Here is a 22,713-nt window from a genome sequence, read left to right as displayed (position 1 = left end):
CGCGCTCACCGGTTCAGCTTGCGCGCGGCGGCGACGCTGACGTCGACGGCGATCGGCGGCGCCCCGACGCCATATTCGTGCACTTCGCACGCGATGTCGTGCAGCGCGCGCGGATCGCGGGCGGGCAGCGCGACCTTGGCACCGCGTCGCGCGAACGCGTGAGTGGCGGCCCGGCCGCCCCCGGCACTCGCACTCGTAATCGCGACGGTCCTCACGGTCGATTCCTCCTGTTTGTTCGCGGTGGCCAGCACGCCGCCGAGACATTCCCGGGGTTGCCGGCCGGAACACGATCGGCGTAGCAAACTGCGTGCCGGATATCGCGCGGGCCGCGGCATCCGGACGCCCAACGACGAACCGTCGCCCGATTTACAAGCCGGCTGTAACGCGCTGCACGTTGCGTGCACAACGCCGGGCGCCTCGCCTACGCGCCGTCCGCGCACGGAACTTGCTCCGCCGCGAACGGTTTGTCGTCACGCTGCCGGATCCGGCAAGGAGTCGCCGTTGCTCGTCCCGCCGTTCATGAATGCGTGCCGCATTGCCGATATTGCCGATATCGCCGGTATTGCGGGCATCGCCGCGGCCGCGTGCGTCGTCGCGCCGCGGGCAGCACGTGCAGCCGGCGCTTCGGCGTCACCCGCCGGCCCGCTGCCGCTCGCGTACGTCGCGCATGCTGCCGGCCCCGCTGCAGATCCGGTGCTCGTGCTCGGCTGGGCCTTGCTCGCGCTGTGCACGTTCGTCTGCGCGACGATCGCAGTGCTGCTGCTGATCGCGATGTTTCGCCGCCGCGCACCGGCGGGCGGCGGTCACGGCAGCGGGTTCGCGATCGTGACGGTCGGCTCCGCGATCTCGATCGTCCTGCTGTTCGGTGCGCTGGTCTACATGCTGCGCGTGCTCGGCGCGGTTGCAGCGCCGCCGCGTCCGCCCACGCTCACGATCGTCGTCACCGCGCGCGACTGGTGGTGGGCCGTGCGCTATCCGGACGACGCGGGCGGCGCCGCGTTCGTCACCGCGAACGAGATCCACATCCCGGTCGGGGAACCCGTCGCGGTCGAACTGAAGAGTGCGGACGTGATCCATGCGTTCTGGGTTCCGCAACTGGCCGGCAAGACGCAGACGATCCCGGGCCAGACGAATCACCAGTGGCTGCAGGCCGACCGGCCGGGCGTCTATCGCGGACAGTGCTCGCAATACTGCGGCGCGCAGCACGCGCACATGGCGTTCGAGGTCGTGGCCGAGCCGCCCGATGCGTTTCGCGCGTGGCTCGCCGCGCAGCGGCAGCCAGCGCCTGCCCCGGTGGCCGGCGCCGAGCAGCGCGGCCAGCACCTGTTCGCCGCGCGCTGCGCGGGCTGCCATGCCGTACGTGGCACCGACGCGACGGGCGACGCGGGCCCCGACCTGTCGCATCTCGGGTCGCGCCGGCTGCTCGCGGCCGGCACGCTCGACAACACGCCCGACAACCTGCGGCGCTGGCTCGCGCAAGCGCAGCAGATCAAGCCGCAGACGCTGATGCCGTCGTTCGCGCTCGCGCCGCGCGACGCCGACGATCTCGCCGCGTATCTCGCGACGCTGCACTGAACGGAGGATGACGATGGCCGTTGCCCGCGACCCGCCCGCCCCGCTCAGCCGCGTGCCGGACCTCGGCGAAGCGCCGCCCGGCTCCGCGCACGAGCGCGAACTGGCCGGCCTGTGGGAATCGGAACCCGGCTGGCGCGGCTGGCTCGGCACGGTCGACCACAAGCGCATCGGGCTGCGCTACATCGTCACCGCGTTCGCGTTCCTGCTGCTCGGCGGCGTCGAGGCGCTCGTGATGCGCATCCAGCTCGCGCGGCCGAACGCGACGCTGCTCTCGCCCGCGCAGTACGACGCCCTGTTCACGATGCACGGCGTCACGATGATCTTCCTGTACGCGCTGCCGGTGCTGTCCGGCTTCGCGAACTATCTGTGGCCGCTGATGCTCGGCTCGCGCGACATGGCGTTCCCGCGCCTGAACGCATTCTCGTACTGGGCGTTCCTGTTCGCCGGGCTGTTCCTGTATGCGAGCTTCCCGCTCGGCGCGGTGCCGGACGGCGGCTGGTTCAATTACGTGCCGCTCACGTCGCTCGACTACAGCGCCGGCGCGAACATCGACATCTATGCGCTCGGCATGATCCTGCTCGGCATCTCGACGACCGGCGGCGCCGCGAACTTCGTCGTCACGCTGCTGCGGATGCGCGCGCACGGGATGTCGATCGACCGGCTGCCGATCATCGTGTGGGGCACGCTCACCGCATCGGTCGCGAACCTCGTTGCGGTGCCGTCCGTGAGCCTCGCGTTCCTGCTGCTGTGGCTCGACCGAAACGCCGGCACGCACTTCTTCGACGTCGCGAACGGCGGGCGGCCGCTGTTGTGGCAGCACCTGTTCTGGATGTTCGCGCACCCGTGGGTGTACGTGGTCGTGCTGCCCGCGATGGGGATCGTGTCGGACGCGCTGCCGACCTTCTGCCGCCGCCCGCTCGTCGCGTACGAGGCCGTCGCGGTATCGACGGTGGCGACGATGCTGATCGGCTTCGAGGTGTGGGTCCACCACATGTTCGCGACCGGCATCGCGCCGCTCGCCCTCGCGTTCTTCGGCGCGGCGAGCATGCTCATCTCGATCCCGAGCGCGGTCGCGGTGTTCGCATGGCTCGCGACGATCTGGACCGGCCGCCCGGTGTTCCGCACGCCGTTCCTGTATTTCGCGGGCTTCGTGCTGATGTTCGTGATCGGCGGCGTGTCCGGCGTGATGACGGCCGCGGTGCCGCTCGACTGGCAGCTGACCGACACGTATTTCGTCGTCGCGCACCTGCATTACGTGCTGCTCGGCATCAACGTGTTCCCGGTGCTCGGCGGGCTCACGTACTGGTTCCCGAAATTCACCGGGCGGATGATGAACGAGCGCTTCGGACACCTGACGTTCTGGGTGGTGCTGGTCGGCTTCAACCTCGGCTTCTTTCCGATGCACGTCTCCGGGCTGCTCGGGATGCCGCGCCGCATCTATACCTATCCGTCCGGAATGGGCTGGGACACGTCGAACCTGCTGACGACGATCGGCTCGTTCGTGTTCGGCATCGGGATCGTGATGTTCGTCGTCAACGCGCTCGTCAGCGCGCGGCGCGGCGCGCGCGCCGGCGGCAATCCATGGGGCGCGGCCGGGCTCGAATGGTCGGTCGCGTCGCCCGCGCCCGTGTACAACTTCGCGGTGCTGCCGCTCGTGGCGTCGCGGCACCCGCTGTGGGAAACGCGCGACGACGCGAAGCGCACCAGCGTGCAGGTCGGCTACCGGCTCGCGGACGGGCGCGAGGCGCTCGCGGTCACGCCGCTCGCGGCGACGCCGAGCGCGATCCTGAAGATGCCCGAAGACAGCAGCGTGCCGTTCGTGCTCGCGCTGCTCGCGACCGCGGTGTGCGCCGCGATGCTGGCGCGCTCGCCGACGCTCGTCTGCGCGGCCGTCGCCGGCTGCGCGATCGCCACCGCCGTGTGGCTGTGGCCGCGCCGCACGCTCGGGCAGCGCGCGCGCCTCGCGGCCCGCGATACCACGCAGGCGCCGTCGGCGGCCGCCGGGCTGGATCCGGAACAGCTGCCGTCGGCCGCGGTGCCGCCCGGCGCGCCGGCCGCGTGCGTCGAGCCGTTGCCGGTCGGCAGTTACGGCGAACGCGCAGGCGGCTGGTGGGGCGTCATCACGCTGATCGTCACCGAGGCTGGACTGTTCGGCTACCTGCTGTTCTGCTATTTCTACCTGCAGTCGCAAGCGGCCGCGCCGTGGCCGCCCGAAGGGATGCCGAAGCTCGGGCTCGCGGCCGGGAATACGGTCGTGCTGCTGTCGAGCAGCGGGTTCGTGTGGCTCGCCGAGCGCGCGGTGCGGGCCGGCAGGCAGGCCCGCGCGGTGGCCGCGCTCGCCGTCGCGCTCTTGCTCGGCGTCGCGTTCGCGCTCGTGCAACTGCACGAGTGGCGCGACCACGCGTACGGCCCGACCGCGCATCTGTACGGCAGCCTGTACTTCACGATCACCGGCTTCCATCTCGCACACGTGCTGGCTGGCCTCGTGATCCTCGCGCTGCTCGCCGGGTGGACCGCCGCCGGCTTCTTCGGCCGCGAGCGACGCGTCGCGCTGACGGTCGGCGGGCTCTACTGGCACTTCGTCGACATCGTGTGGCTGTTCATCTTCACCGCGCTGTACGTGTCGCCGTACTGGCTCAGGAGCCCGGGATGAACGGCGCGCGACGCTCGTGGACGCCCTTGCTCGCGATCGCGGCCGGCCTGGTCGGCGCGCCCGCGCTGTGGTTCGCGCAGATGCTCGCGTCCGAAACGCTCGCGTCGACCGCCTGCTATCCGCTCGGCGTCGCGCAGGCGGCGCCGCGCTGGGCGCACGTCGGCGTGTGGCTCGCGCTGATCGCCGCGTGCGCGTTCGCGATGGCGGCCGTCTTCGCCACGTGGCTCGTGCGCACCTGGCAACGCCGGCATGACGCCGATGTGCAGGCCGCGACGCGCGACGACAGCACGCGATTCCTCGCGCGCTGCGGGATGCTCGCCGCGCTCGGGTTCGTGATCGGTCTCATGTTCACGGGGATCGTCACCGCTTTCCTGGGGCCGTGCAGTCCATGGCGCTGATCTCGTTCGCTGCGTTCGCTTCGATCGTTTCGCGCTCGGCGCGTCTCGTTCCGGGGCGCGGCGCCGGCGTTGCGCTCGCCGCGTGCGCCGTGCTCGCCGCATGCGACATGCAGCGGGACGACCACGCGATGTCCGCCGGCGATACGGCCGATGCCGCGTCGGCGGCCGAAGCAGCCGAGCCCGCATCGGGCTGGCGGTTCGTGAAGATTCTCGCGGCAGCCGATGCCGGGGCGTCGATGTCGGCGCGGGTGGAAAGCGATCGGCGGCTGTCGCGGTCGCGCGATGCGACGGCGTCGGATTCGGCATCGTCGGGGGCGTCCGCCACGCCGCGCGACGCAGCGTCCGCGGCGGCCGCCGCCCGTCGCCCGGTCGTCGCCGCCGCCGCCGCGAGCGCCGACGCCGCGACCATCGCGCGCGGCCGCTATCTCGCGTTCGCCGGCGACTGCGCGGCCTGCCACGACGCGGCCGATCACACGCCGTACGCGGGCGGCCAGCCGGTGAATTCCCCGTTCGGACCGATCTATGCGCCGAACATCACGCCGGACACGGCGCACGGCATCGGCGACTACACGCTGCGGCAGTTCGACGACGCGCTGCGGCGCGGCGTGCGCGCGGACGGCAGCCGGCTGTATCCCGCGATGCCGTACCCGTCGTTCGCGCGCATGACCGACGACGACGTGCGCGCGCTGTATGCGTATTTCATGCGCGGCGTGGCGCCGTCCGCGAACGCTGCGAAGCTCACGCAACTGCCGTTTCCGTTCAACCAGCGCTGGGCGCTCGCGCTATGGAGCCTCGCGTTCGCGAACCGCGACCGCTTCGTGCCGCAGCCGGCGCAATCGGCGCAATGGAATCGCGGCGCGTATCTCGTGCAGGGGCTCGGCCACTGTGGCGCGTGCCATACGCCGCGCGGCCCGGCCTACAACGAGCGAGGCTACGACGAGCGCAGCCCCGCGTTCCTGACCGGCGGCATCAACGATCACTGGTTCGCGCCGAACCTGACCGGCGCCGAAGCGGACGGCCTCGGGCGCTGGACCACCGACGACCTCGCCGCGTTCCTGCGCAGCGGCCATGCGGTGCGCGGCGCGGTGTTCGGCGCGATGGCACCGGTCGTCGCGGAGAGCACCGCGCGGCTGACGGATGCGGACCGCCACGCGATCGCCGTGTACCTGAAGTCGTTGCCCGCGCAACCGACCGCCGCGACGAATCCGCTCGGCGTCGGCGTCCCGCGGCTGACGGCCGCCGGGCCGCGGCCGGAAGGCGGCCAGCAGGCGCCGGGAGCCGGCGTGTATGCAGGATTCTGTGCGCGTTGCCACGGCGCCGGCGGCGCGGGCGTGGCCGAGCGCGGGCCGCCGCTCGCCGGCAATTCCGCGGTGCTCGCGGCCGACCCGACGAGCGCGATCCGGATCGTCGTCGAAGGCGCACGGCCGGCGCCCGGCACGCACGGGCCCGTGCAGCGGATGCCGGCGATGCGCGGCGCGCTGACCAGCAGCGAGATCGCCGCGGTGGTCAGCTATGTGCGCGGCGCGTGGGGCAATCGCGCCGCACCGGTGTCGGAGCAGGACGTGAGGCGGTTGCGGGCGGCGATCCACCGCTGAACCGCGGGATCGCCGCCTTCTGGCGAGCCGCGGCATGCGCCACCGGCCGTCGGCGGGTCAGAGAACGACGCGAGGATCGCCGGGCCGGTAAACGCGATCGCCTGCGTGTCGAAGCCGTCGAGCAGCGCGATCAGCACGCACAGCGCGAGTACGCGAATCTGCAATGCGCCGAGCGGCGCGTCGTCGATCAGCGCGGGAATCGAGCGAACGGAAGCAGCGGTCATGGAAGCGCATCCAGGATCGACCCGTCGTTGCGGGGGCGATCCATTTATCGTTTTCCAGTACTGACTAAATCTGCCGGAAATCAGTCGCCCAGCACCGCAACCGCCTTGATCTCGACGATGTAACCGGGCGAGCCGCCGAGCATGTGCGCGCCGACCGCGGTCCACGCGGGCCGCGGATGCGCATGCAAATAGCGGTCGCGTACCTCCATGAAGAGCGGCAGGTCGCGCATGTCGGTGTGGAAGGTCGTCAGGTCGACCACGTCGTCGAGCGATGCGCCGGCCGCCTCGAGCACCCGCTTCAGGTTCTCGAACGCCTGCACGATTTGCGCCTCGCGGCCTTCGACGAGCTGCATCGCGGCATCGCGGCCGATCTGGCCGGATACGTAGACGGTATCGCCAACCTTGATCGCCGGCGCGTAGCCGATTTTTTCGTACACGGCTTCCATTCCGGCGGGGATGATCGCTTCGCGTTTGGGCATGAGTGTCTCCGGGGCCGGCGTGTCGGGGCCGGCCGGTTGTTGGATGGTTGTTGGATGGTCGTTCGCGCGCACGCCGGGCTGCGGGCTGCGGCGCGCACGTGTCGGGAGAAGCGCACCGCTCAACCCGTATCGCCGCCCGCGACCGGCAGCACCGTGCCGGTGATGTAGCTCGCCTCGTCCGACGCGAGGAACAGGATCGGCGCGATCTGTTCGTCGAGCGTGCCGTAGCGCTTGAAGAACGTCGAATCGGTCACCTGCCGCACCGCTTCGGCCATCCACGCCTGCTCCTGCGCGTTGTCGCCGGCCGCATTGCGCGGCACGCGGCGCGGCGGCGCCGTGGTGCCGCCCGGCGCGGTCGCGACCACGCGGATGTTGTGCTCCGCGTATTCCATCGCGAGCGCCGCCGTCAGCGCATTGACGCCGCCTTTCGCCGCCGAGTACGGCACGCGGCGAATCCCGCGCGTCGCGTTCGACGATACGTTGACGATCGTGCCGCCGCCCGCGGCCAGCAAGTGCGGCAGCACCGCGTGGCAGCTGTAGAGCGTCGGCATCAGCGAGCGGCGGATTTCGGCGTCGATCTGCTCGGGTTCGAACTCGGCGAACGGCCGCATCCGGATCGCGCCGCCGACGCCGTTGATCAGCACGTCGATCCGGCCGAATGTCGCGACCGCGCACGCCATCGCCGCGCGCGCGCCGTCGTAGGTCTCGAGATCGGCGACGAAGCCTGCCGTGTTGCCGCCCGGCGCTTCGGCGGCCACCTCGGCCACGAAGTCCGCACGGTCGACGAACAGCACCCGGCCGCCCTCGTCCGCCGCGCGCAGCGCGACGCCACGGCCGATGCCCTGTGCGGCGCCGGTGACGACGACGACCTTTCCGGAGAATCGTTGCATGGTCATGCCGCCTTTGCCGTCACGTTCGGGGTGAACTTCTCGTAGTGGAAGCTGTTGGGCTTCACGCCTTGATCGTCGAAGTACTGGCGCACCGCGTCGACCATCGGCGGCGGGCCGCACAGATAGACGTCCACATCGCCGTCGTTCAGCGCATCGGCCGGAATGTGCTGCGTGACCCAGCCCTTGCGTTCGTGACTCGACGCCGCATCGGCGACGACCGTCGCAAAGCTGAAGTTCGGCAGCTTCGCCGCATACGCTTCGATCGCGTCGACCAGCACGAGGTCGAGATCGCGCGTCACGCCGTAGATCAGGTGCACCTTCTGCTGCGAACCGCTGCGCGCGAGCACCTCGAGCATCGACAGGAACGGCGCGAGACCCGTGCCGCCCGCGAGGAACAGCAGCGGCCGCGCGACGTCGCGCAGGTAGAAGCTGCCGAGCGGCCCGTTCAGTTCGAGCGTGTCGCCCGGTTTGGCCGATTCGAGCCACGTGCTCATCACGCCGCCCGGAATCTTCTTGATCAGGAATCCGACCTTCGTGTCGCCCGGCGCGGACGAGAACGAGTACGAGCGGTGCTGGCCGCTGCCCGGCACGCCGATGTTCACGTACTGGCCCGGCAGGAACACCGGTGCGGCCGTGTCGACGTCGAGTTCGAGCACGATCGCCGCGTCGTTGTGCTGGTCGACCTTCGTCACGGTCGCGGCAAACGCGCTGTGGCCCGTCTTGCACGCGACCGACGAGCTCGGCACCGCGATCACGCAATCGCTTTGCGGCACCATCTGGCACGTCAGCACGAGGCCGCCGTCCTTCTCGTCCTCGGTGAGCGCGTCGTCGATGTAGTCGTCGCCGAGGTCGTAGCTGCCGCTTTCGGCGCGGCACTTGCAGGTGCCGCACACGCCGTCGGAGCAGTCCATCGGGAGGTTGATCTTCGCGCGGAACGCGGCGTCGAGCACCTTCTCGCCGGCCTTGCAGTCGATGAAACGGGTGACCCCGTCCTCGAAGTTCAGTGCAATCTTGTAGGTGGACATGACCTCGTCTCCCTGTGTTACTGGTCGAAACAATCGGCGTCAGACGTGGTACACGTCGAGCACCTGCCGGATGTAGTCGTTCTTCAGCACGATCTTCTTGTTCGAGATCAGCAGCGCGTCGCCCACCTGGCGCAACGTGACGAACATCGTGCCGAAGAAGTGATCGGTCACGCGGTAGCGGTGGTTCAGCGTGTGGAAGTTGTAGCGCACGTCCACCTCGCCGTCGCGCTCGGCCAGCACCTCGACGTTCGTCACGTTGTGGCTGGTGCGCGGCTCGGGCGTCGACGCGCCGCTGCGCTCGGTCTTGATCCGGAACACGCGATCCTCTAGGCCGCCGCGATCCGCGTAGTACATCAGCGAGATCTGGCTGTGCGGATCGTCGGTCGGCCGGTCGTCGTCGTCCCACGCGGGCATCCAGTACGTGACGTCTTCCGTGTAGCAGGTGAGCCACGCGTCCCACTCGCGGTCGTCGAGCAGGCGCGCTTCGCGATACAGCGCCGCGCAGATGGTCCGGTAATCGATGTTCATGCTTCCACCTCCCCGCGTTCCTGCTTCAGTGCATCGCGCATCACGTGCACCCAGTGTTCGTGCTGGCACACGAACAGCCCTTCGTCCTCGCTGCGCTCGCCCGACATGCGCGGGTTCAGCCCCATCCGTTTCGCGTTCTCGTCCGGCCCGTCGATCCACAGCGGCGCGCCGCGCGACAGGTCGTTCCACATCGCCGTGATGCCCGCGTAGCCGGCCTGGCACGCGCGGAACTCCTCGAGGTCGTCGGCCGTACCCATGCCGCTCACGTTGAAGAAGTCCTCGTACTGGCGGATCCGCGTCTCGCGATCGGCGTCGCTCTCGCCCTTCGGCGCGAAGCAGAAGATGCTGACTTCGGTCTTGTCGACGCCGAGCGGGCGCACCACGCGGATCTGCGTGCTGAACTGGTCCATCAGGAACACGTTCGGATACACGCACAGGTTGCGCGTCTGGTTCACGATGAAGTCGGCCTGCACGTCGCCCACGCGCGCCTTGATCTCGTCGCGGTGCTGGTACACGGGCCGCACTTCGGGGTTCATCGTCTTGGTCCACAGCAGGATGTGGCCGTGGTCGAAGCCGTACACGCCCGCGACCGACTTGCTCCAGCTGTTCGCGTCGACGGCCTTGGTGCCGTCCTCCTTGCGGCGCCCCATCGTCGCCGCGTAGTTCCAGTGCACGGTGCTCACGTGATAGCCGTCGCAGCCGTTCTCCATCTGCATCTTCCAGTTGCCTTCGTAGATGTAGGAGGAGTTGCCGCGCAACACTTCGAGGCCGTTCGGCGCCTGGTCGACGATCTGGTCGATGATCACGCGCGCCTCGCCGAGGTAGTCCTCGAGCGGCAGCACGTCGTCGCTGAGGCTGCCGAACAGGAAGCCGCGATAGTTCTGGAAGCGCGCGACCTTCTTCAGGTCGTGCGAGCCGTGCGTGTTGAACTGCACCGGATACTCGGTCGTCTTCTCGTCCTTCACCTTCAGCAGCTTGCCGGTGTTCGAGAAGGTCCAGCCGTGGAACGGGCACGTGAAGCTGCCCTTGTTGCCGTGCTTGCGGCGGCACAGCATCGCGCCCTTGTGCGCGCACGCATTGATCACCGCGTGCAGCTCGCCGGTCTTGTCGCGCGTGATGACGACCGGCTGGCGGCCGATCCATGTCGTGTAGTAATCGTTGTTGTTCGGGATCTGGCTTTCGTGCGCGAGGTACACCCAGTTGCGCTCGAAGATGTGCTTCATCTCGAGCTCGTACAGCGCCTCGTTCGTGAAGATGTCGCGGCGGCAGCGGAAGATGCCGGCCTCCTTGTCGTCCTGCACGGCGGTGGCGAGCAGGCGGTCCAGTTCGGTGGTGGGGTCGATCGTGGCGGACATGTTGGTTCCTCCTGTGCGCGTGCCGGGTCCTGCAAGCACGCTCGCATCGGTATCGATTGAATCTCGCGGGAGCCCGGCCGGCGGCGGCGCCTACGCGCCGCCGGGCCGTCGGGCGGTTATGCCGTGGCGGAAGCGCGCAGGCGTTCGACGATCTGGTTGTCCTTGCCCTCGACGCGCGGCGTCAGGACGAAGTCGAACTCGATGTCCTGGTACGCGTCGGCCTTCAGCCCGAGCGCAGCGCCGCCGGTCTTGCCGGCGACGGGCGGGATCAGCTCCTCGCGGGTCGCATACGCGAAGTCGTCCCAGATCAGCGGATCGCCGTCGATGTTGAACTGGGTCGTCAGCTTGCGGTGGCCGTCGCTCGTCACGAAGAAGTGCACGTGCGCCGGGCGGTTGCCGTGGCGGCCGAGGCGGTCGAGCAGCTGCTGCGTCGCGCCCTGCGACGGGCAGCCGTAGCCGACCGGCATCAGCGTGCGGAACTCGTACTTGCCGTCCGCGCCCGTCTTCACCGCGCCGCGCAGGTTGAACTCGCTCTGCGCGCCGGTCGGGTCGAAGTGCGAATAGAAGCCGTGCGAGTTCGCGTGCCAGCACTCGACCAGCGCGCCGGCCACCGGCTTGCCGTCGAGATCCTTCACGGTGCCGTGGATCACGAGCGGGCCGGCGCCTTCGTCCGCATCGAGGTCGATCTTCGCGACGCCGTCGCGCACCGGCGCGCCGGCGACGTACAGCGGGCCTTCGATCGTGCGCGGCGTGCCGCCGTCGAGGCCGATCGCCTCGTCCTCGGCGTCCATCCGGATGTCGAGATACTTCTCGAGGCCGAGGCCGGCCGCGAGCAGCGCCGCTTCGCCGTCCTGGCCGAGCTTGTTCAGGTAGTTCACGCCGGCCCACACTTCGTCGGGCGTGATGTCGAGGTCGTCGATCGCCTTGAACAGGTCGCCGAGCAGCCGCAGCACGATCTGCTGCGTGCGCGCGTCGCCGCCGTTCGCGCCGTTCGCGCCCGCGTTCGACGCGGCCTTCAGCAGATCCTGCACTTCCTTGGTTTCGAAAACTTTGACGCTCATGATGGTGTCTCCACGTGTATTTGGGGAAAGGTGACCCGGGGTACTCGCCGTTGCGGAAGCGGCGGCTCCGTGGCTCAAACGTCGCCGTCGTGTATCGACGACGGGTGGCGACACAACGGCGTCACCGAAATCTTCATGTACGGGAACAGCGGCAGGCCGGTCAGGATCTCGTGCAGCTCGGCGTTGCCCGACACGTCGAACACGCTGTAGTTCGCGTATTCGCCGGCGATGCGCCAGATGTGGCGCCACTTGCCGCTGCGTTGCAGCTCCTGCGAGTACGCCTTCTCGCGGGTCTTGATCTCGTCGGCCACCGCGGCCGGCAGGTCGGCCGGGAGGTTGACGTCCATGCGTACGTGGAAAAGCATCGTGATGTCCTGGTACGTGAGCGGGTTGTCGCGGGTATTAGCGGGTCAGCGGGCGACTTTCGTCAGCCCGTCGCGGGTGAAGCGTGCGACCTTCGCTTCGTCGAGTTCGATGCCGAGGCCCGGGCCGCTCGGCACGGTCAGCTCGAAATCGCTGTAGTCGAGCGGGGTCGCGAGAATCTCTTCGGTAATCAGTAGCGGTCCGAACAGTTCGGTGCCCCACTGCAGGTTCGCGAAGCTCGCGAACAGATGCGCGGACGCCACCGTGCTGAACGCGCCTTCGAGCATCGTGCCGCCGTACAGCTCGATGCCGGCCGCGTCCGCGATCGCCGCGACGCGTTGCGCCGCGAACAGGCCGCCGCTTTGCTCGATCTTGATCGCGAACACGTCCGCGCCGTGCTGCTTCGCGATCTCGAATGCGCTGTCCGGGCCCTGCAGGATTTCGTCGGCCATCAGCGCGACCGGGAAGCGGCGCATCAGCCGTGCGAGCGCCGCGGCCGACGCGACCGGCTGCTCGACCAGTTCGCAGCCGGCATCGGCCAGCGCCGGAATCGCGCGCGCGGCCTGCGTCTCGCTCCATGCCATGTTCACGTCGACGCGCACCGAGGCGCGCTCGCCAACCGCCCGCTTGATCTCGGCCACGTGCCGGATGTCCGCGTCGAGCGCCTTCGCGCCGATCTTCAGCTTGAACACGTTGTGGCGGCGCAGGTCGAGCATCCGTTCGGCTTCGGCGATATCGGTCGCGGTGTTGCCCGATGCGAGCGTCCACGCGACCGGCAGGCGATCGCGCCGGCGGCCGCCTAGCAGTTCGCTGACCGGCACGCCGAGGCGCTTGCCGTGCGCGTCGAGCAGCGCGGTTTCGAGCGCGCTCTTCGCGAAATGATTGACCTTCGCGAGCTTGCCGAGGAACGCCATCAGCGTCTGGATGCGCGTCGCATCCTTGCCGATGATCGCGGGTGCGAGATACGCGTCGATCGCGAGCTTCATCGCCTCCGGGCTTTCCGGGCCGTAGGCCATCCCGGCGATCGTCGTGCCTTCGCCGAGGCCCGTCACGCCGTCGCTGCACGTCACCTTCACCAGCATCAGCGTCTGGCCGTGCATCGTGGCGACCGACAGCTTGTGCGGACGGATCGTCGGCAGGTCGACGAGGCGGGTTTCAATGCGTTCGATGGTGACTGGGGACATGGGGCACGCTGCGTGTGGGGAGTTCATGGGACGGATTTATACGCGGCGGGGAAATGGAGCGTCCAATACTTTTGGTCTCGCTTTTTGATACCTTGGAGGTATTGAAAATCGCTTGAATGCGCAGGATATTGCGGCGCACCATACCTTTTTTGGCTAGGTATCCGGGCTGAGAGGCTTGCTGGAGCGCGGTCTTGCGTGTCCCGGGTGTTGCTTGGGCGGGGGTGCGGTGCGGCTGCTTTCGGTGGGGGAAAATCGGCTGAAAACCGGTGGGCTGCCTGAGCCGATCAGGGTTTTCCTGAGGGGAAACACGCGAGGTTGGCCGTCCGGTCTTCGGCTTCGGCGTTGGTTTCTGCGGAGGAACGAAAAACATCGGTACGCGGATATCGACGCCCGACGCAGAGGCTCCTCATCCACCAGAAGCTGACAGTACACGCCGTAGCTGCTGCAGGAGGCGCGATGCCGCGACATTCAGGTGTTACGTTGCCTATGGACGTCAGCATGAGCACGTGGGGTTGCGCGAACCGCGTGGCCCGGCTTGCTCAAGAATTTCCGGCAGGAAGCGCTCGACGCTCACTAACTCTCTGTTTGCGGCGTGTGGCAAGCCGAAGGCAAGGTGCGACTCTGATCGCAAGCAAGCTCCTTGACGGGACCGAGCGGCCAAGAGCGCAACCGACGACAGCGCAAGTTTTCTATGATATCGGCACACGCCCGCAATCGGCCAACCACGGTCAGTCGACGGGGGTCCCGAGATCGTCGACAATAAGGCAGCAGACGACGTGGAGATCCAGATATGAACAAGACTCGAGAGTTCTTGCTACCGTTCGGAATCGATCTCAGGGTTGAAGACGGAATCGCAAGTATCGACTCCGACTTGCCGGAAGCGCTCCCCAGCTTCAGCGATCCCATTGAAAACGGACGCATCGTAGGGTCGTTGAAGGCGTCGAACAATTGTTGCTTTCGCTAGCGCGTGTCGGTATCGATTTATCCAATCCGCATTTCGCACAGGCGTTCAACGATTGCGTAGCCAACCTTCAATCGGGCTGATGGGCGAATTTCCACGTACGGCCCGAAGCGGCCGTTGGACGGCACGTCCCACGTCGTCGACACTTTAAGGACCAGTCCTCATGACCGGAAATGTAAGTAGGGAATTTCGACTTCAAACGGCATCAGACGTCTTGCGCGACGGACTCGGACTCGAACTCTTGAACGACAATGGAAAGGTTGTTGCCGAAGTATTTCGCAGCGATGCCAAAAATTCGCTGGAGGTTTCCCTATTTGAGAAAAATTTACCTTTCGTCCAAATTGAGCGCCTATTGAAAGAAGCGCGCAGGCTTCTCGGAACATTCGAGGACGGAAGCTCGCTGCCATCGGCTTTGGCGTAGTCCTGTAGAGAAATCCCATTTATATGGCGTACGCACATACGTTAGAAGTCAACGTATGTGTCTCGGAACGACCGCCCCTCGTAGTGACCTGAGTAACCGTGTTGAATGTCAACCAGTGAGGGGTGGATTTTGAGCATTTAGGTGGTAACGGACGATGGCATTGAGGTGGGTGATGAGCTTGCGCATACAGGCGATCAAGGCCACCTTCTTAAATTTGCCAGCGGCCACCAAACGTTCGTAGAAAGCGCGAACGGCCGGGTTGAAACGAGTCGCGGTGAGGGTTGCCATGTATAGCGCGCGCCGCACCTCGAAGCGCCCGCCGGCGATGCGCCTACGGTCCCTGCTGGAGCCAGAATCCTTCGCATAGGGGTGCCACGCCGACCAAAGCACAGATTTGGCGTCGATTGAGATGACCCAGTTCAGGCAATTCGGCAATCATGGTCGTCGCGGAGACGCGACCGATGTCAGGCACGTCTTGCAATAGCTCGGACATGACGGCGCGGTGCCGCTCAATGTGACTGAGCATCTTGGCGTCGACATCCTCAAGCTGACAAGCGATCGCCTCGAGCAGCCTCTGGATGCTCGGGTGCGTGACCGGGCGAGCCTGGCGCAGGGCGCTGACGCTCGGAGAGTTGCATGGCCACGAGCTGGCGTCGCCGGGTGACTAGAGCCACCAAATCCTGCTGTGCGGGATCGCTCAACGGACGCACGAAGCGCTCGCAGTCGGGACGTTGAGCCAGTACGGCAGCGAACTCGGCGAGGGCAACGGCGCCGAATTTACCGCTGCCAAGGTCATGCGTTGGCTGCGAGACGCTGCAATCGGTCCGGCCTTCATTGCGCCTGGCAGTCCATGGCAAAACGGATTCGTCGAAAGCTTCAACGGCGAACTGCGAGACGAATTGCTAAACGGCGAATGGCTCCGCAGCCGCGCCGAGGCCAAGGTGATCATCGAACGCTGGAGGCAGTTCTATAACGAGCGCCGGCCCCACAGCGCTCATCGCTACCAACCGCCGGCCACGGTCCGTCTAGCCTGGCTGGATTCCGATAATATCGACGCGAGACTCACTGCCTGAATGGCTACAAAATCCCGCCGCAGGTCATGAGTGGTGCGGTCGGGGAGTTGAGTGATCAGATTCATGTCTTTTGCGGTACGTTAAGTGTCGCTACACGACGTCGTTTGCGAGGCGACCAGACGTGGTGGCGGAGTACAAAGACAGATGCAAAGATCGTCACTGAGCGCTGCCTGCCGGCCATCGGGACCAGTGGTGGAAATCCGCGGGCCATCGCACGCGATTTTCCCGACGGTTTTGCAGACTGGACAAAAGACGGGATCATGTTCGTAGGCTTGCTCGCGACCATTTATCAGGTCTGCCCCATCCCCGCCCTGCACCACTCCGCCAACGGTTGTCAGATCGCCCTTCACAATGTCATAGCGCGGCATTCCTCCACGTCCTCCTTACTTCGCTGCACCACGATAGTGGAAGCTGTTCAGGACCGTATCCCACGCCTGGACGGCCTGTTCCTCGTTCACTGGTGACGCCGTCACGGAGGCGGGATTCACCGCGTCAGGTTCCGCGCCGAACAACAATTGAATGGCGGTGTGCGGTTTTGATGGATCTCCCTCTACCCCGGCCGCCAACAGATAGAACTGGTACTTCTGGACGCCATCTTCATGGATGTCGACGAGAATTTCCTCGGCTTGAATGCCGGCGACTTGACGCTTGCCCTTTCGCAATATTTTATAGTGCCCCGCGTACGGCTTCAGCTGAGCCTCAAATTCCGAAAGCCCGCTCAACAGCGACGCCTTCTGATCGGCAGCAACAGATTCGCGCAGCTTCACGATCAGATTAGACGGTCGCCCCGGGACAAGACCGGCCGCGACAGTCGCATCGAAAGCCGGAAGTTGCTTGCCGCCGATCAGGCCGCCGTTAAAGCAAAATGCGCCATCGTTCGGCACGTCGCCTTCATCACGCGGACGAATATTTCGCAGGATCTCGGACGCATTCTGGACCGCGCTCTGGTCATAGCCATCGCCGAACTTGTTCTTCAGGGTGAATTGCGTGTCGTGCGACCACGCGTACCCTTCCACGTCGTATGAGAGCTCGGCGGGCGGGACGTCGTATCGCCCGAAAACAAAGAGACGCGAGTAGTCACTGGGCTGTACCGCCTGATGGAGCCACGGTGTCTTCGAAGGCGAGAAGGAATTATGCGGATCAACCCGCAGCTTGGTCTTCAGCTCGTGCTCGCGCGCCTCTACTCTCCGTCCGAATTCCTGTTGACCTACGTTCTTCGCTACATCGATCGAGTACCCCATGTACTTATATTCTTGGTTGTACACCTCTGCATCATGGGGAAGGTCGACAACGAAACGGCCAATACACCACGGGCGGGTGTCATGCATCACGGGGGTGGTCATAGGCAACTCCGACGGATTACTCTTCGAGCACGCGGCCATCCCTACCGAGAAGGCCACGAGCGCGACTGCGATTCGATTTGTGAACTGGTTTAATGTTGTCATACGGGAACGTCGATCGATTTTGCGACCTTGACCATACTATAGAGTGTGGCCCACTTCGCCCACGGATGCCCGAAGCAGCCTTGGTGATCAAACCCGTTCTGCGTGAAGGCGATCTGCACACCCTTCGCCTTTTCGCCAGGGACACCGGCCTTCAAGCCACGTGCGACGGATTCCCCAGACCAGCTCGGCACCGTGCCATCCCCAAAGATCAAGCCTCGCTCCTGCGGAAAATTGGGATCCATGATCTCCGCAAAGAGTGTACAGACAAGCCCCTTGACGCGGATACGGACCTGGCCCTTCTGGTCGTCGCTCAAGAGTTCGGCCTTCATCAGGTCCTCTTCGGTCGTACCTGCTGGGAAGTCACCACGCCAATAGATTCGGCCGAAGGTGAGCAGCTTATCCGCTGGTGCGGTGGTCTCCTGCTTGGTAGGAGCCTTGGCTGTACCGCCCTTTGTCGGGTCAACCTCGCTCGACCGTCGCAAGGGACCGTTACCGTAGAAGGCAAAGGTGTTCGGATGATAGTTGTTTATCAGTTGATGCTGGCGGTCAACCACGTCCTGCATTGTCGTCAGAAAGTTCTTCTGCAGCGTCATGCCAGGCTGAGTCGTTTGCAGGCGCTGTTTGGCAATTCCAGCAGGATCGAGCATTGCGTCGGACTGGTTGGGGACCAGGCCGTACCACGCCTGTGACGTGAACAACTTCAGCGTGTCGTTCTTCTTCGGCAGCGCGAGTACTTCCTGTCGCTTCATGTCGCGAACAACCCACCATGGTTCATAGTCGTGATAGTCGGGCATCGGAAGGAGCTCCAACGGCCCGGGTGCATTGACCGTGATCGCCGTGAATTCCGGCGCGTTGCGCCCCACGAGTACCTTATTGAGGATTGCGCCCTCCCCTTCAGCGCCGGCGCGAAACCGTCGTGCGGCCAACGGCGCACCAGTCGCTGGCTGCGCCCCGTGGATCACGCCGTACATCAAGTCGTCGTAACCCGCTATCACTGAAGCCATGCGGGCGACGAGCCCCCCCATGGAGTGGGTGATGATGATTGCCTTCTTTACTTTGTTCTCGGCGCAGATCTCCTTGATGCCCATCAAATGGTATTTCTTGTGGGTTTTCTGATCGACATAGTCAACGCCCTTCACAGCGTCTTCGGCCGACAGCAGATTCGATTGCAACCAGTTGTAGCCGATCGCATACACCGGATATCGGTACTGGCAGAACTTCTTAAATTCATCCGAGTCGACCTTAAGCGGGTCGATACCCGGACCATTCGCGCCGTAGCTCGATGGCGCTGTCCCGATGACCGGATTCAAAGTGAAGTCTTCACCTTTCGGGTCACCGCTTGCCCAGGCGCCAAGGAGCTTTCCCGCCTTCATCGGGTGGTTGAGCTCGCGCTCAAGCCAAGCGAGCGATCCATGGTAACTCTTCGAATGGACCGATCCCCAACCTCGCCTTCGCGCTTCGTCGGCCGTCAGATCGCAACCCGTCGTCACGATCGCGCCGAGCGTGGAGACGACTGCCGACGATGTGTCGTACTTTGTTTCGCGCTCCGACGCATCTGAGAAGTATCCATTCCAACCGAATGCTATCGCAGCGCGGTTGGTTTTATTCGGCGGATTCCAAATCTCCTGCCCGGTATTTCTGTTGATTAGCAGGGAGCCCATCACCCCGGGAATAAAAATCACCGGGATAGGTGGCCGCGGGTCGCAATGAAACTCTTTAGTGCATTTGTTGGCATCCGGCGTTAACGTCACCTTTGCGGACGACCCACCGCCTGGCTCGTGCTGCCCTTGAATGACGACCGTATCGGATTGCTTCGCTGCGTTGTTGCTGCCGGAATTGTTCGGACCCATACCGGTACCTACGATTACTGCGGTTGATCGGAGAGATTCAAGATGTGCTGATGGCGATTGACGCGATCCACGATTCGGACCGCTAGCCGACGTCGTTGAGCGTGCGAGGCAACACACGCACAGTCATCGTCTCGACGTCCACGTTCTTCTGCACCGAAGTCTTACCGAGTTCATCCGTCACGCCTTTGATGACTGTTCCATCGCTCCGTACGAACTCGTACGGGTGATTCTTGAGCACTTCACCTGTGATCGAGTGGCGAAGCACATAGGGGTCGTTGAACGCAGTCTTAGGCAAGCTGTTCATGTGTTCAGCGATCGAGCTCGGACCTTGACGACTGAATGAGGCCGATTTGATCGTACGAGGTCCTCGCGAGCCGTCTTCGATACCTTCCGCGGTGATGCGAATGTACGAGCCACCACACTTCAGAATCAGCTCCTGCTTCGCCTCGATTACGACTCTACCTTGATTGCTGGTAACCGTTACGTCGCGATCGGCGAACAGGCTCAACGCGTCGCTTTGCGCAGCAATTTCGACCTTGCCCTTTGCAGCGAACAGTTTCATCCCCGCCTTTTGCACAAACAGGCTGATCTTTTCTGCGGCCGCAACGATGAGGGATTTGCCCGTGGCAAGGTGAGTGTGTTCACCGCTGGTCAGATTGATGTGTCGATCCGCTGCGATGCTAGTCGACTGTCGGGACGTTAATCCGATATCGGCTGGCGTGGCCATCATGATGATCGGGGTGGCGAATCCGTTGGCCTCCCCTGTTCCGCCGCCATCGGTCCTACCCCCTGACGTTTGTCCTGAAACGGGATGCTCTGTGGCCTTGGCTACGGCTTTCAGAGTGTCTTGACTTCCCTCCAGCGACTCGGCCTGCGCCGTCGCGCTGGCGCTTGATAGCGATTCAACAAGCATGCCCGATCGCGTCAGCTGATCCCTCGCCTCAACGACGTCGAGCTGCTCTGCGTCGTGCGATTTGGCATGCGTACTCAAATAAAGGCCGCGGTTCGCTCGTACCGCGCCGTAGTCGTCGGTGTGAATCCGGAAACCGGCACCAAGGTAACGCCCACGCTTGTTCCGGTCGTGGCTGATCAGATATCCCTGATGGAACGAGCTGTAGCTTGAACCCGTGAAGGAGGTCAGTCGCGTCGCGCCTTGATTGGTTGAGTCGTCGTGAACGAACGAGTTGAAAGCACCCGTACCGCCGAACCCACTCGACTGAAAACCCGATAGCAACACATTCGTATGCCAAGGCGCTGGAGTCGTACCGCCATTGAGCCGTCCAAGCACGAACGGGCGATCACAATCGCCGCCCCAGTGGCTAATCGCCACCCATTCGCCCGCGCGCGGAACGTGTACGGAGCCGTACGAATTCCCAGTGTCGGACTGCAACGACAACAGCAACGGCGATGTATTGAAAGCCCCTGCAGGACTCTGGCGATCCCATGCGTGCCGCACGCGAATTCGATTCGATTCGTCGGCCCAAGCTTCTTCCCCCTCTGGCGCCACCACGATCGCATGCTCGATATGCATGATTGGTTTGCGGTGCTCGAACGGGCTCCGATATTCGATAGTCGTGGGTTGAGCTTCGACGTCCACGACGAAGAATCCAGTTTCGCCGTCGGCCGGGTGTGGCGGCGACTGGAAATCGCTCCCGCGAACTGCTTTTGCGTCGGAAACTCGCCGCTGCAAACTGTGCGGGAAAGCAGCTCCCTGGCGAGCGATAGGCACATTATTTTCGACGAGCCATCGCGCTTCGATCGCGACGAACTCGCGGTGCTTGGCGTCCGGGTTCGAATGCCGGGGGTGGTCGTGCAGCACGAAACGCCTCCCAGCGTCGATCCAACGCAATCCGGCGACTGCCGCGTAGCGCAATGCCTGTGCATCCCAGGCCTGCGTATGCAATTGCGCGCGAGATCCACCGGCATCCGTGGTGGGATACCCATACGGCGTCGATTCGAAGACCTCCATTGGCACCGTCGGGATGCTTTGCGTTTCACGTTGTCGACGCTGCTCGATCTCGTAGGTCGTCGACTCGATTTCGCTAACTGCCTCGAAGTCGTAATTCGGGCGCTTGTAGTCGAATGAACGCGTTGTATAACGCACGCTTTGGAGCGTCTGGATAGCTGCCCATTGCGCTACGCCATTGCTTTCATTGCTCGCGTTGCCGCGGGTATAGGTCGCATCCTTTGGCTGGGGTAGCGAGGAAAGACGGTCGACGATGACCAGGGTCGTCTTCGATGGCTCCCCTGACTGGGTGGTCGCGTGCTCCCAGTAAAAATACCAACCCTCATCCTCGAGCAGCCGATGGACGAAATTCAGGTCGGACTCTGCCTGTCTGCAATACGAGCGCACCCGCGGGGTGCTGACGGTGTCGAATCGATAGAGACCTTGCAGCTGCGGATATCGGTCGAACACATTCGCCAGAATCTCCCGTGCATCCTTTTCGAGCCAAAAATGATCGTCGCGGGTATGCCCGAGGAAGTGCAAAGCCGACGAGATCTCCAGCTGGTAGACAGCCAGGCCACCATCTGCACCCAGCATCCCGATACGGTGTACAAAGCCGTGGACGGGAAGGTAGGTCGACTCAGCGAATGGCGCGGTTTCCTGCTGAATCCACAACGTGACGGGCTGATGCATCAACGACAGAAGCGCAAGATCGGTGCGCATCGACGCTACATCGATAGTCCACCGATAATCGCGCCCTATTTTTGCATACCCCTCGGCACGTAATGCAACGAGGGTATTCGCGCCCAGGGGCGTATCGAGTTTCAGCAGCCGATCATTCTGCAAAATGCCCCGGTGAAAAGCGTCAAAAAGACCGCTCGACGACAGCTCCCCGACCGAGGATGCCCTGGCTTCCATTTTGTTCTTCCTTCCTCTCAGATACCCCGCACGGCCACGGAGGCAAGAACGTCCGGACCGGTGATCACGTCGCTCTCACTGTATCGAAATCATTGTTGGGAAAATGTAGGCGACGGAGAACGACGCTCATCCCATTGATACGCCAAACATCGTATCAAATCACCAATATGATATCGCACGCATTTGACGATATTTCATACTCGATCGAACCCACAAACACGACGTCGCCACACCGTCTTTGCGAAATTCTGGACGAATTCTGGTTCAGGGTCCCATCTTGCCCCACTGGGCTTTGTCGCGGTTGCCCCAGCGCGTGATCTCCTTGCTTTCTGCGAATCGTCTTCCGAGGGCGAATGGAACTTCAGCAGGTCGTAGAGCGGAGCAAAGATTGTGACCATTTGCTGTGTCCTCATTTTTACGAGCGCACTGGCGGTGCATGGAAGCAACTGCCACACACTCCGCAATTAGGCCGATCAGTTTCACCCAAATAGAACTCCGCCGAATGGGTGCTTTCATCAATTCGTTGCATCGACCGGTTGAATCCGCAGTCGGTAACTGCCGATCCGGAAAAACATGAGCGCAGGTCTTGGCACTGATTCGCACGACGAGCGTGGTCAGACACGGCGCAGCTCCTACTGCACCAACAATCCCCGCACCGACTGTTCAATTTCCGCACACCGAATCGCAGCCACCCACCGATCCGCGCGGCCGCGCCGGGTGGGAATAAACCCGTATAGCCCCGCTTCTCCTCACCCGCCTACCCTCGCGCG

The 22,713-nt window shown here is 64.4% G+C and carries 18 protein-coding genes and 3 pseudogenes; 6 read left to right on the top strand and 15 right to left on the bottom strand.

Annotated elements, in window-relative coordinates; all coding sequences use genetic code 11:
• Nucleotides 1–5: 5 nt before the first annotated feature.
• A complete protein-coding gene (locus NQV17_RS10755; protein WP_257772135.1) occupies nucleotides 6–251 on the bottom strand; it encodes an SDR family NAD(P)-dependent oxidoreductase in 246 nt (81 codons plus the stop codon).
• Nucleotides 252–501: 250 nt separating this feature from the next.
• On the opposite strand from NQV17_RS10755, the gene coxB reads away from it, so the two are divergent.
• The 4 genes from coxB to NQV17_RS10735 are packed head-to-tail and all read left to right on the top strand — an operon-like array spanning nucleotide 502 to nucleotide 6,221.
• Nucleotides 502–1,575: a cytochrome c oxidase subunit II gene (coxB, locus tag NQV17_RS10750; protein WP_257772133.1), complete on the top strand. Its 1,074-nt coding sequence runs from the start codon at nucleotides 502–504 to the stop codon at nucleotides 1,573–1,575.
• Nucleotides 1,576–1,588: 13 nt separating this feature from the next.
• Nucleotides 1,589–4,228, top strand: a complete 2,640-nt coding sequence (ctaD, locus tag NQV17_RS10745; RefSeq protein WP_257772131.1) for a cytochrome c oxidase subunit I — start codon at nucleotides 1,589–1,591, stop codon at nucleotides 4,226–4,228.
• Nucleotides 4,225–4,626: a cytochrome C oxidase subunit I gene (locus tag NQV17_RS10740; protein WP_257772129.1), complete on the top strand. Its 402-nt coding sequence runs from the start codon at nucleotides 4,225–4,227 to the stop codon at nucleotides 4,624–4,626. The genes ctaD and NQV17_RS10740 overlap by 4 nt, the downstream gene beginning before the upstream one ends.
• Complete coding sequence (locus tag NQV17_RS10735) at nucleotides 4,617–6,221, top strand: cytochrome c (protein WP_257772127.1); 1,605 nt, start codon at nucleotides 4,617–4,619, stop codon at nucleotides 6,219–6,221. Before NQV17_RS10740 ends, NQV17_RS10735 begins: the two co-directional genes overlap by 10 nt.
• Nucleotides 6,222–6,265: 44 nt before the next feature.
• On the opposite strand, the pseudogene NQV17_RS10730 reads toward NQV17_RS10735, so the two are convergent.
• The 9 genes and pseudogenes from NQV17_RS10730 to NQV17_RS10690 form a co-directional block, all read right to left on the bottom strand.
• A pseudogene (locus tag NQV17_RS10730) lies at nucleotides 6,266–6,445 on the bottom strand (4-hydroxybenzoate transporter); the annotation flags it as partial.
• A gap of 80 nt (nucleotides 6,446–6,525) precedes the next feature.
• A complete protein-coding gene (locus NQV17_RS10725) occupies nucleotides 6,526–6,924 on the bottom strand; it encodes a RidA family protein (RefSeq protein WP_257772125.1) in 399 nt (132 codons plus the stop codon).
• Nucleotides 6,925–7,043: 119 nt separating this feature from the next.
• Nucleotides 7,044–7,820 carry a benzoate diol dehydrogenase BenD gene (gene benD, locus NQV17_RS10720; RefSeq protein WP_257772123.1) on the bottom strand — a complete coding sequence of 259 codons (777 nt, stop codon included), beginning with the start codon at nucleotides 7,818–7,820 and terminating at the stop codon, nucleotides 7,044–7,046.
• Nucleotides 7,817–8,839 carry a benzoate 1,2-dioxygenase electron transfer component BenC gene (gene benC / locus NQV17_RS10715; RefSeq protein WP_124891871.1) on the bottom strand — a complete coding sequence of 341 codons (1,023 nt, stop codon included), beginning with the start codon at nucleotides 8,837–8,839 and terminating at the stop codon, nucleotides 7,817–7,819. The genes benD and benC overlap by 4 nt, the downstream gene beginning before the upstream one ends.
• A gap of 39 nt (nucleotides 8,840–8,878) precedes the next feature.
• Nucleotides 8,879–9,367: a benzoate 1,2-dioxygenase small subunit gene (gene benB / locus NQV17_RS10710; RefSeq protein WP_044843430.1), complete on the bottom strand. Its 489-nt coding sequence runs from the start codon at nucleotides 9,365–9,367 to the stop codon at nucleotides 8,879–8,881.
• The gene (locus tag NQV17_RS10705; protein WP_257772115.1) at nucleotides 9,364–10,722 is read right to left on the bottom strand and encodes a Rieske 2Fe-2S domain-containing protein; all 1,359 of its coding nucleotides are present in this window, start codon (nucleotides 10,720–10,722) and stop codon (nucleotides 9,364–9,366) included. Before NQV17_RS10705 ends, benB begins: the two co-directional genes overlap by 4 nt.
• A 116-nt stretch (nucleotides 10,723–10,838) precedes the next feature.
• Nucleotides 10,839–11,783, bottom strand: coding sequence for a catechol 1,2-dioxygenase (gene catA, locus NQV17_RS10700; RefSeq protein WP_257772113.1), 945 nt, complete (start codon nucleotides 11,781–11,783; stop codon nucleotides 10,839–10,841).
• Between the two features lie 74 nt (nucleotides 11,784–11,857).
• Nucleotides 11,858–12,148 (bottom strand): muconolactone Delta-isomerase, encoded by a 291-nt coding sequence (gene catC / locus NQV17_RS10695; protein ID WP_044843427.1) that lies wholly within the window; start codon nucleotides 12,146–12,148, stop codon nucleotides 11,858–11,860.
• Nucleotides 12,149–12,193: 45 nt separating this feature from the next.
• Nucleotides 12,194–13,330: a muconate/chloromuconate family cycloisomerase gene (locus NQV17_RS10690; protein ID WP_257772110.1), complete on the bottom strand. Its 1,137-nt coding sequence runs from the start codon at nucleotides 13,328–13,330 to the stop codon at nucleotides 12,194–12,196.
• Between the two features lie 1,124 nt (nucleotides 13,331–14,454).
• Here NQV17_RS10690 and NQV17_RS10685 point away from each other — a divergent pair.
• Nucleotides 14,455–14,712: a hypothetical protein gene (locus NQV17_RS10685; protein WP_257772108.1), complete on the top strand. Its 258-nt coding sequence runs from the start codon at nucleotides 14,455–14,457 to the stop codon at nucleotides 14,710–14,712.
• Nucleotides 14,713–14,820: 108 nt separating this feature from the next.
• On the opposite strand, the pseudogene NQV17_RS10680 reads toward NQV17_RS10685, so the two are convergent.
• Nucleotides 14,821–15,473, bottom strand: a pseudogene (locus NQV17_RS10680) (transposase); the annotation flags it as partial.
• On the opposite strand from NQV17_RS10680, the pseudogene NQV17_RS38045 reads away from it, so the two are divergent.
• Nucleotides 15,393–15,785: pseudogene (locus NQV17_RS38045) on the top strand (transposase); the annotation flags it as partial. The pseudogenes NQV17_RS10680 and NQV17_RS38045 sit on opposite strands and share 81 nt — an antisense overlap.
• An 80-nt stretch (nucleotides 15,786–15,865) precedes the next feature.
• Here NQV17_RS38045 and NQV17_RS10670 read toward each other — a convergent pair.
• The 4 genes from NQV17_RS10670 to NQV17_RS10655 all read right to left on the bottom strand — a co-directional run bounded on the left by NQV17_RS10670 (nucleotide 15,866) and on the right by NQV17_RS10655 (nucleotide 21,943).
• Nucleotides 15,866–16,153 (bottom strand): PAAR domain-containing protein, encoded by a 288-nt coding sequence (locus NQV17_RS10670; protein WP_257772106.1) that lies wholly within the window; start codon nucleotides 16,151–16,153, stop codon nucleotides 15,866–15,868.
• A 15-nt stretch (nucleotides 16,154–16,168) separates the two neighbouring features.
• A complete protein-coding gene (locus NQV17_RS10665) occupies nucleotides 16,169–17,128 on the bottom strand; it encodes a T6SS immunity protein Tli4 family protein (protein WP_257772104.1) in 960 nt (319 codons plus the stop codon).
• Between the two features lie 98 nt (nucleotides 17,129–17,226).
• Nucleotides 17,227–19,080, bottom strand: coding sequence for a GPI inositol-deacylase (locus NQV17_RS10660; protein ID WP_257772102.1), 1,854 nt, complete (start codon nucleotides 19,078–19,080; stop codon nucleotides 17,227–17,229).
• 82 nt (nucleotides 19,081–19,162) lie between these two features.
• Nucleotides 19,163–21,943, bottom strand: a complete 2,781-nt coding sequence (locus tag NQV17_RS10655) for a type VI secretion system Vgr family protein (RefSeq protein ID WP_257772100.1) — start codon at nucleotides 21,941–21,943, stop codon at nucleotides 19,163–19,165.
• Nucleotides 21,944–22,713 lie beyond the last annotated feature (770 nt).

This window comes from Burkholderia sp. SCN-KJ (assembly GCF_024656005.1).
GTDB lineage: Bacteria > Pseudomonadota > Gammaproteobacteria > Burkholderiales > Burkholderiaceae > Burkholderia.
The sequence above is the reverse complement of the archived record's forward strand: the minus strand, read 5'-3'. Positions and strand labels throughout refer to the sequence as shown.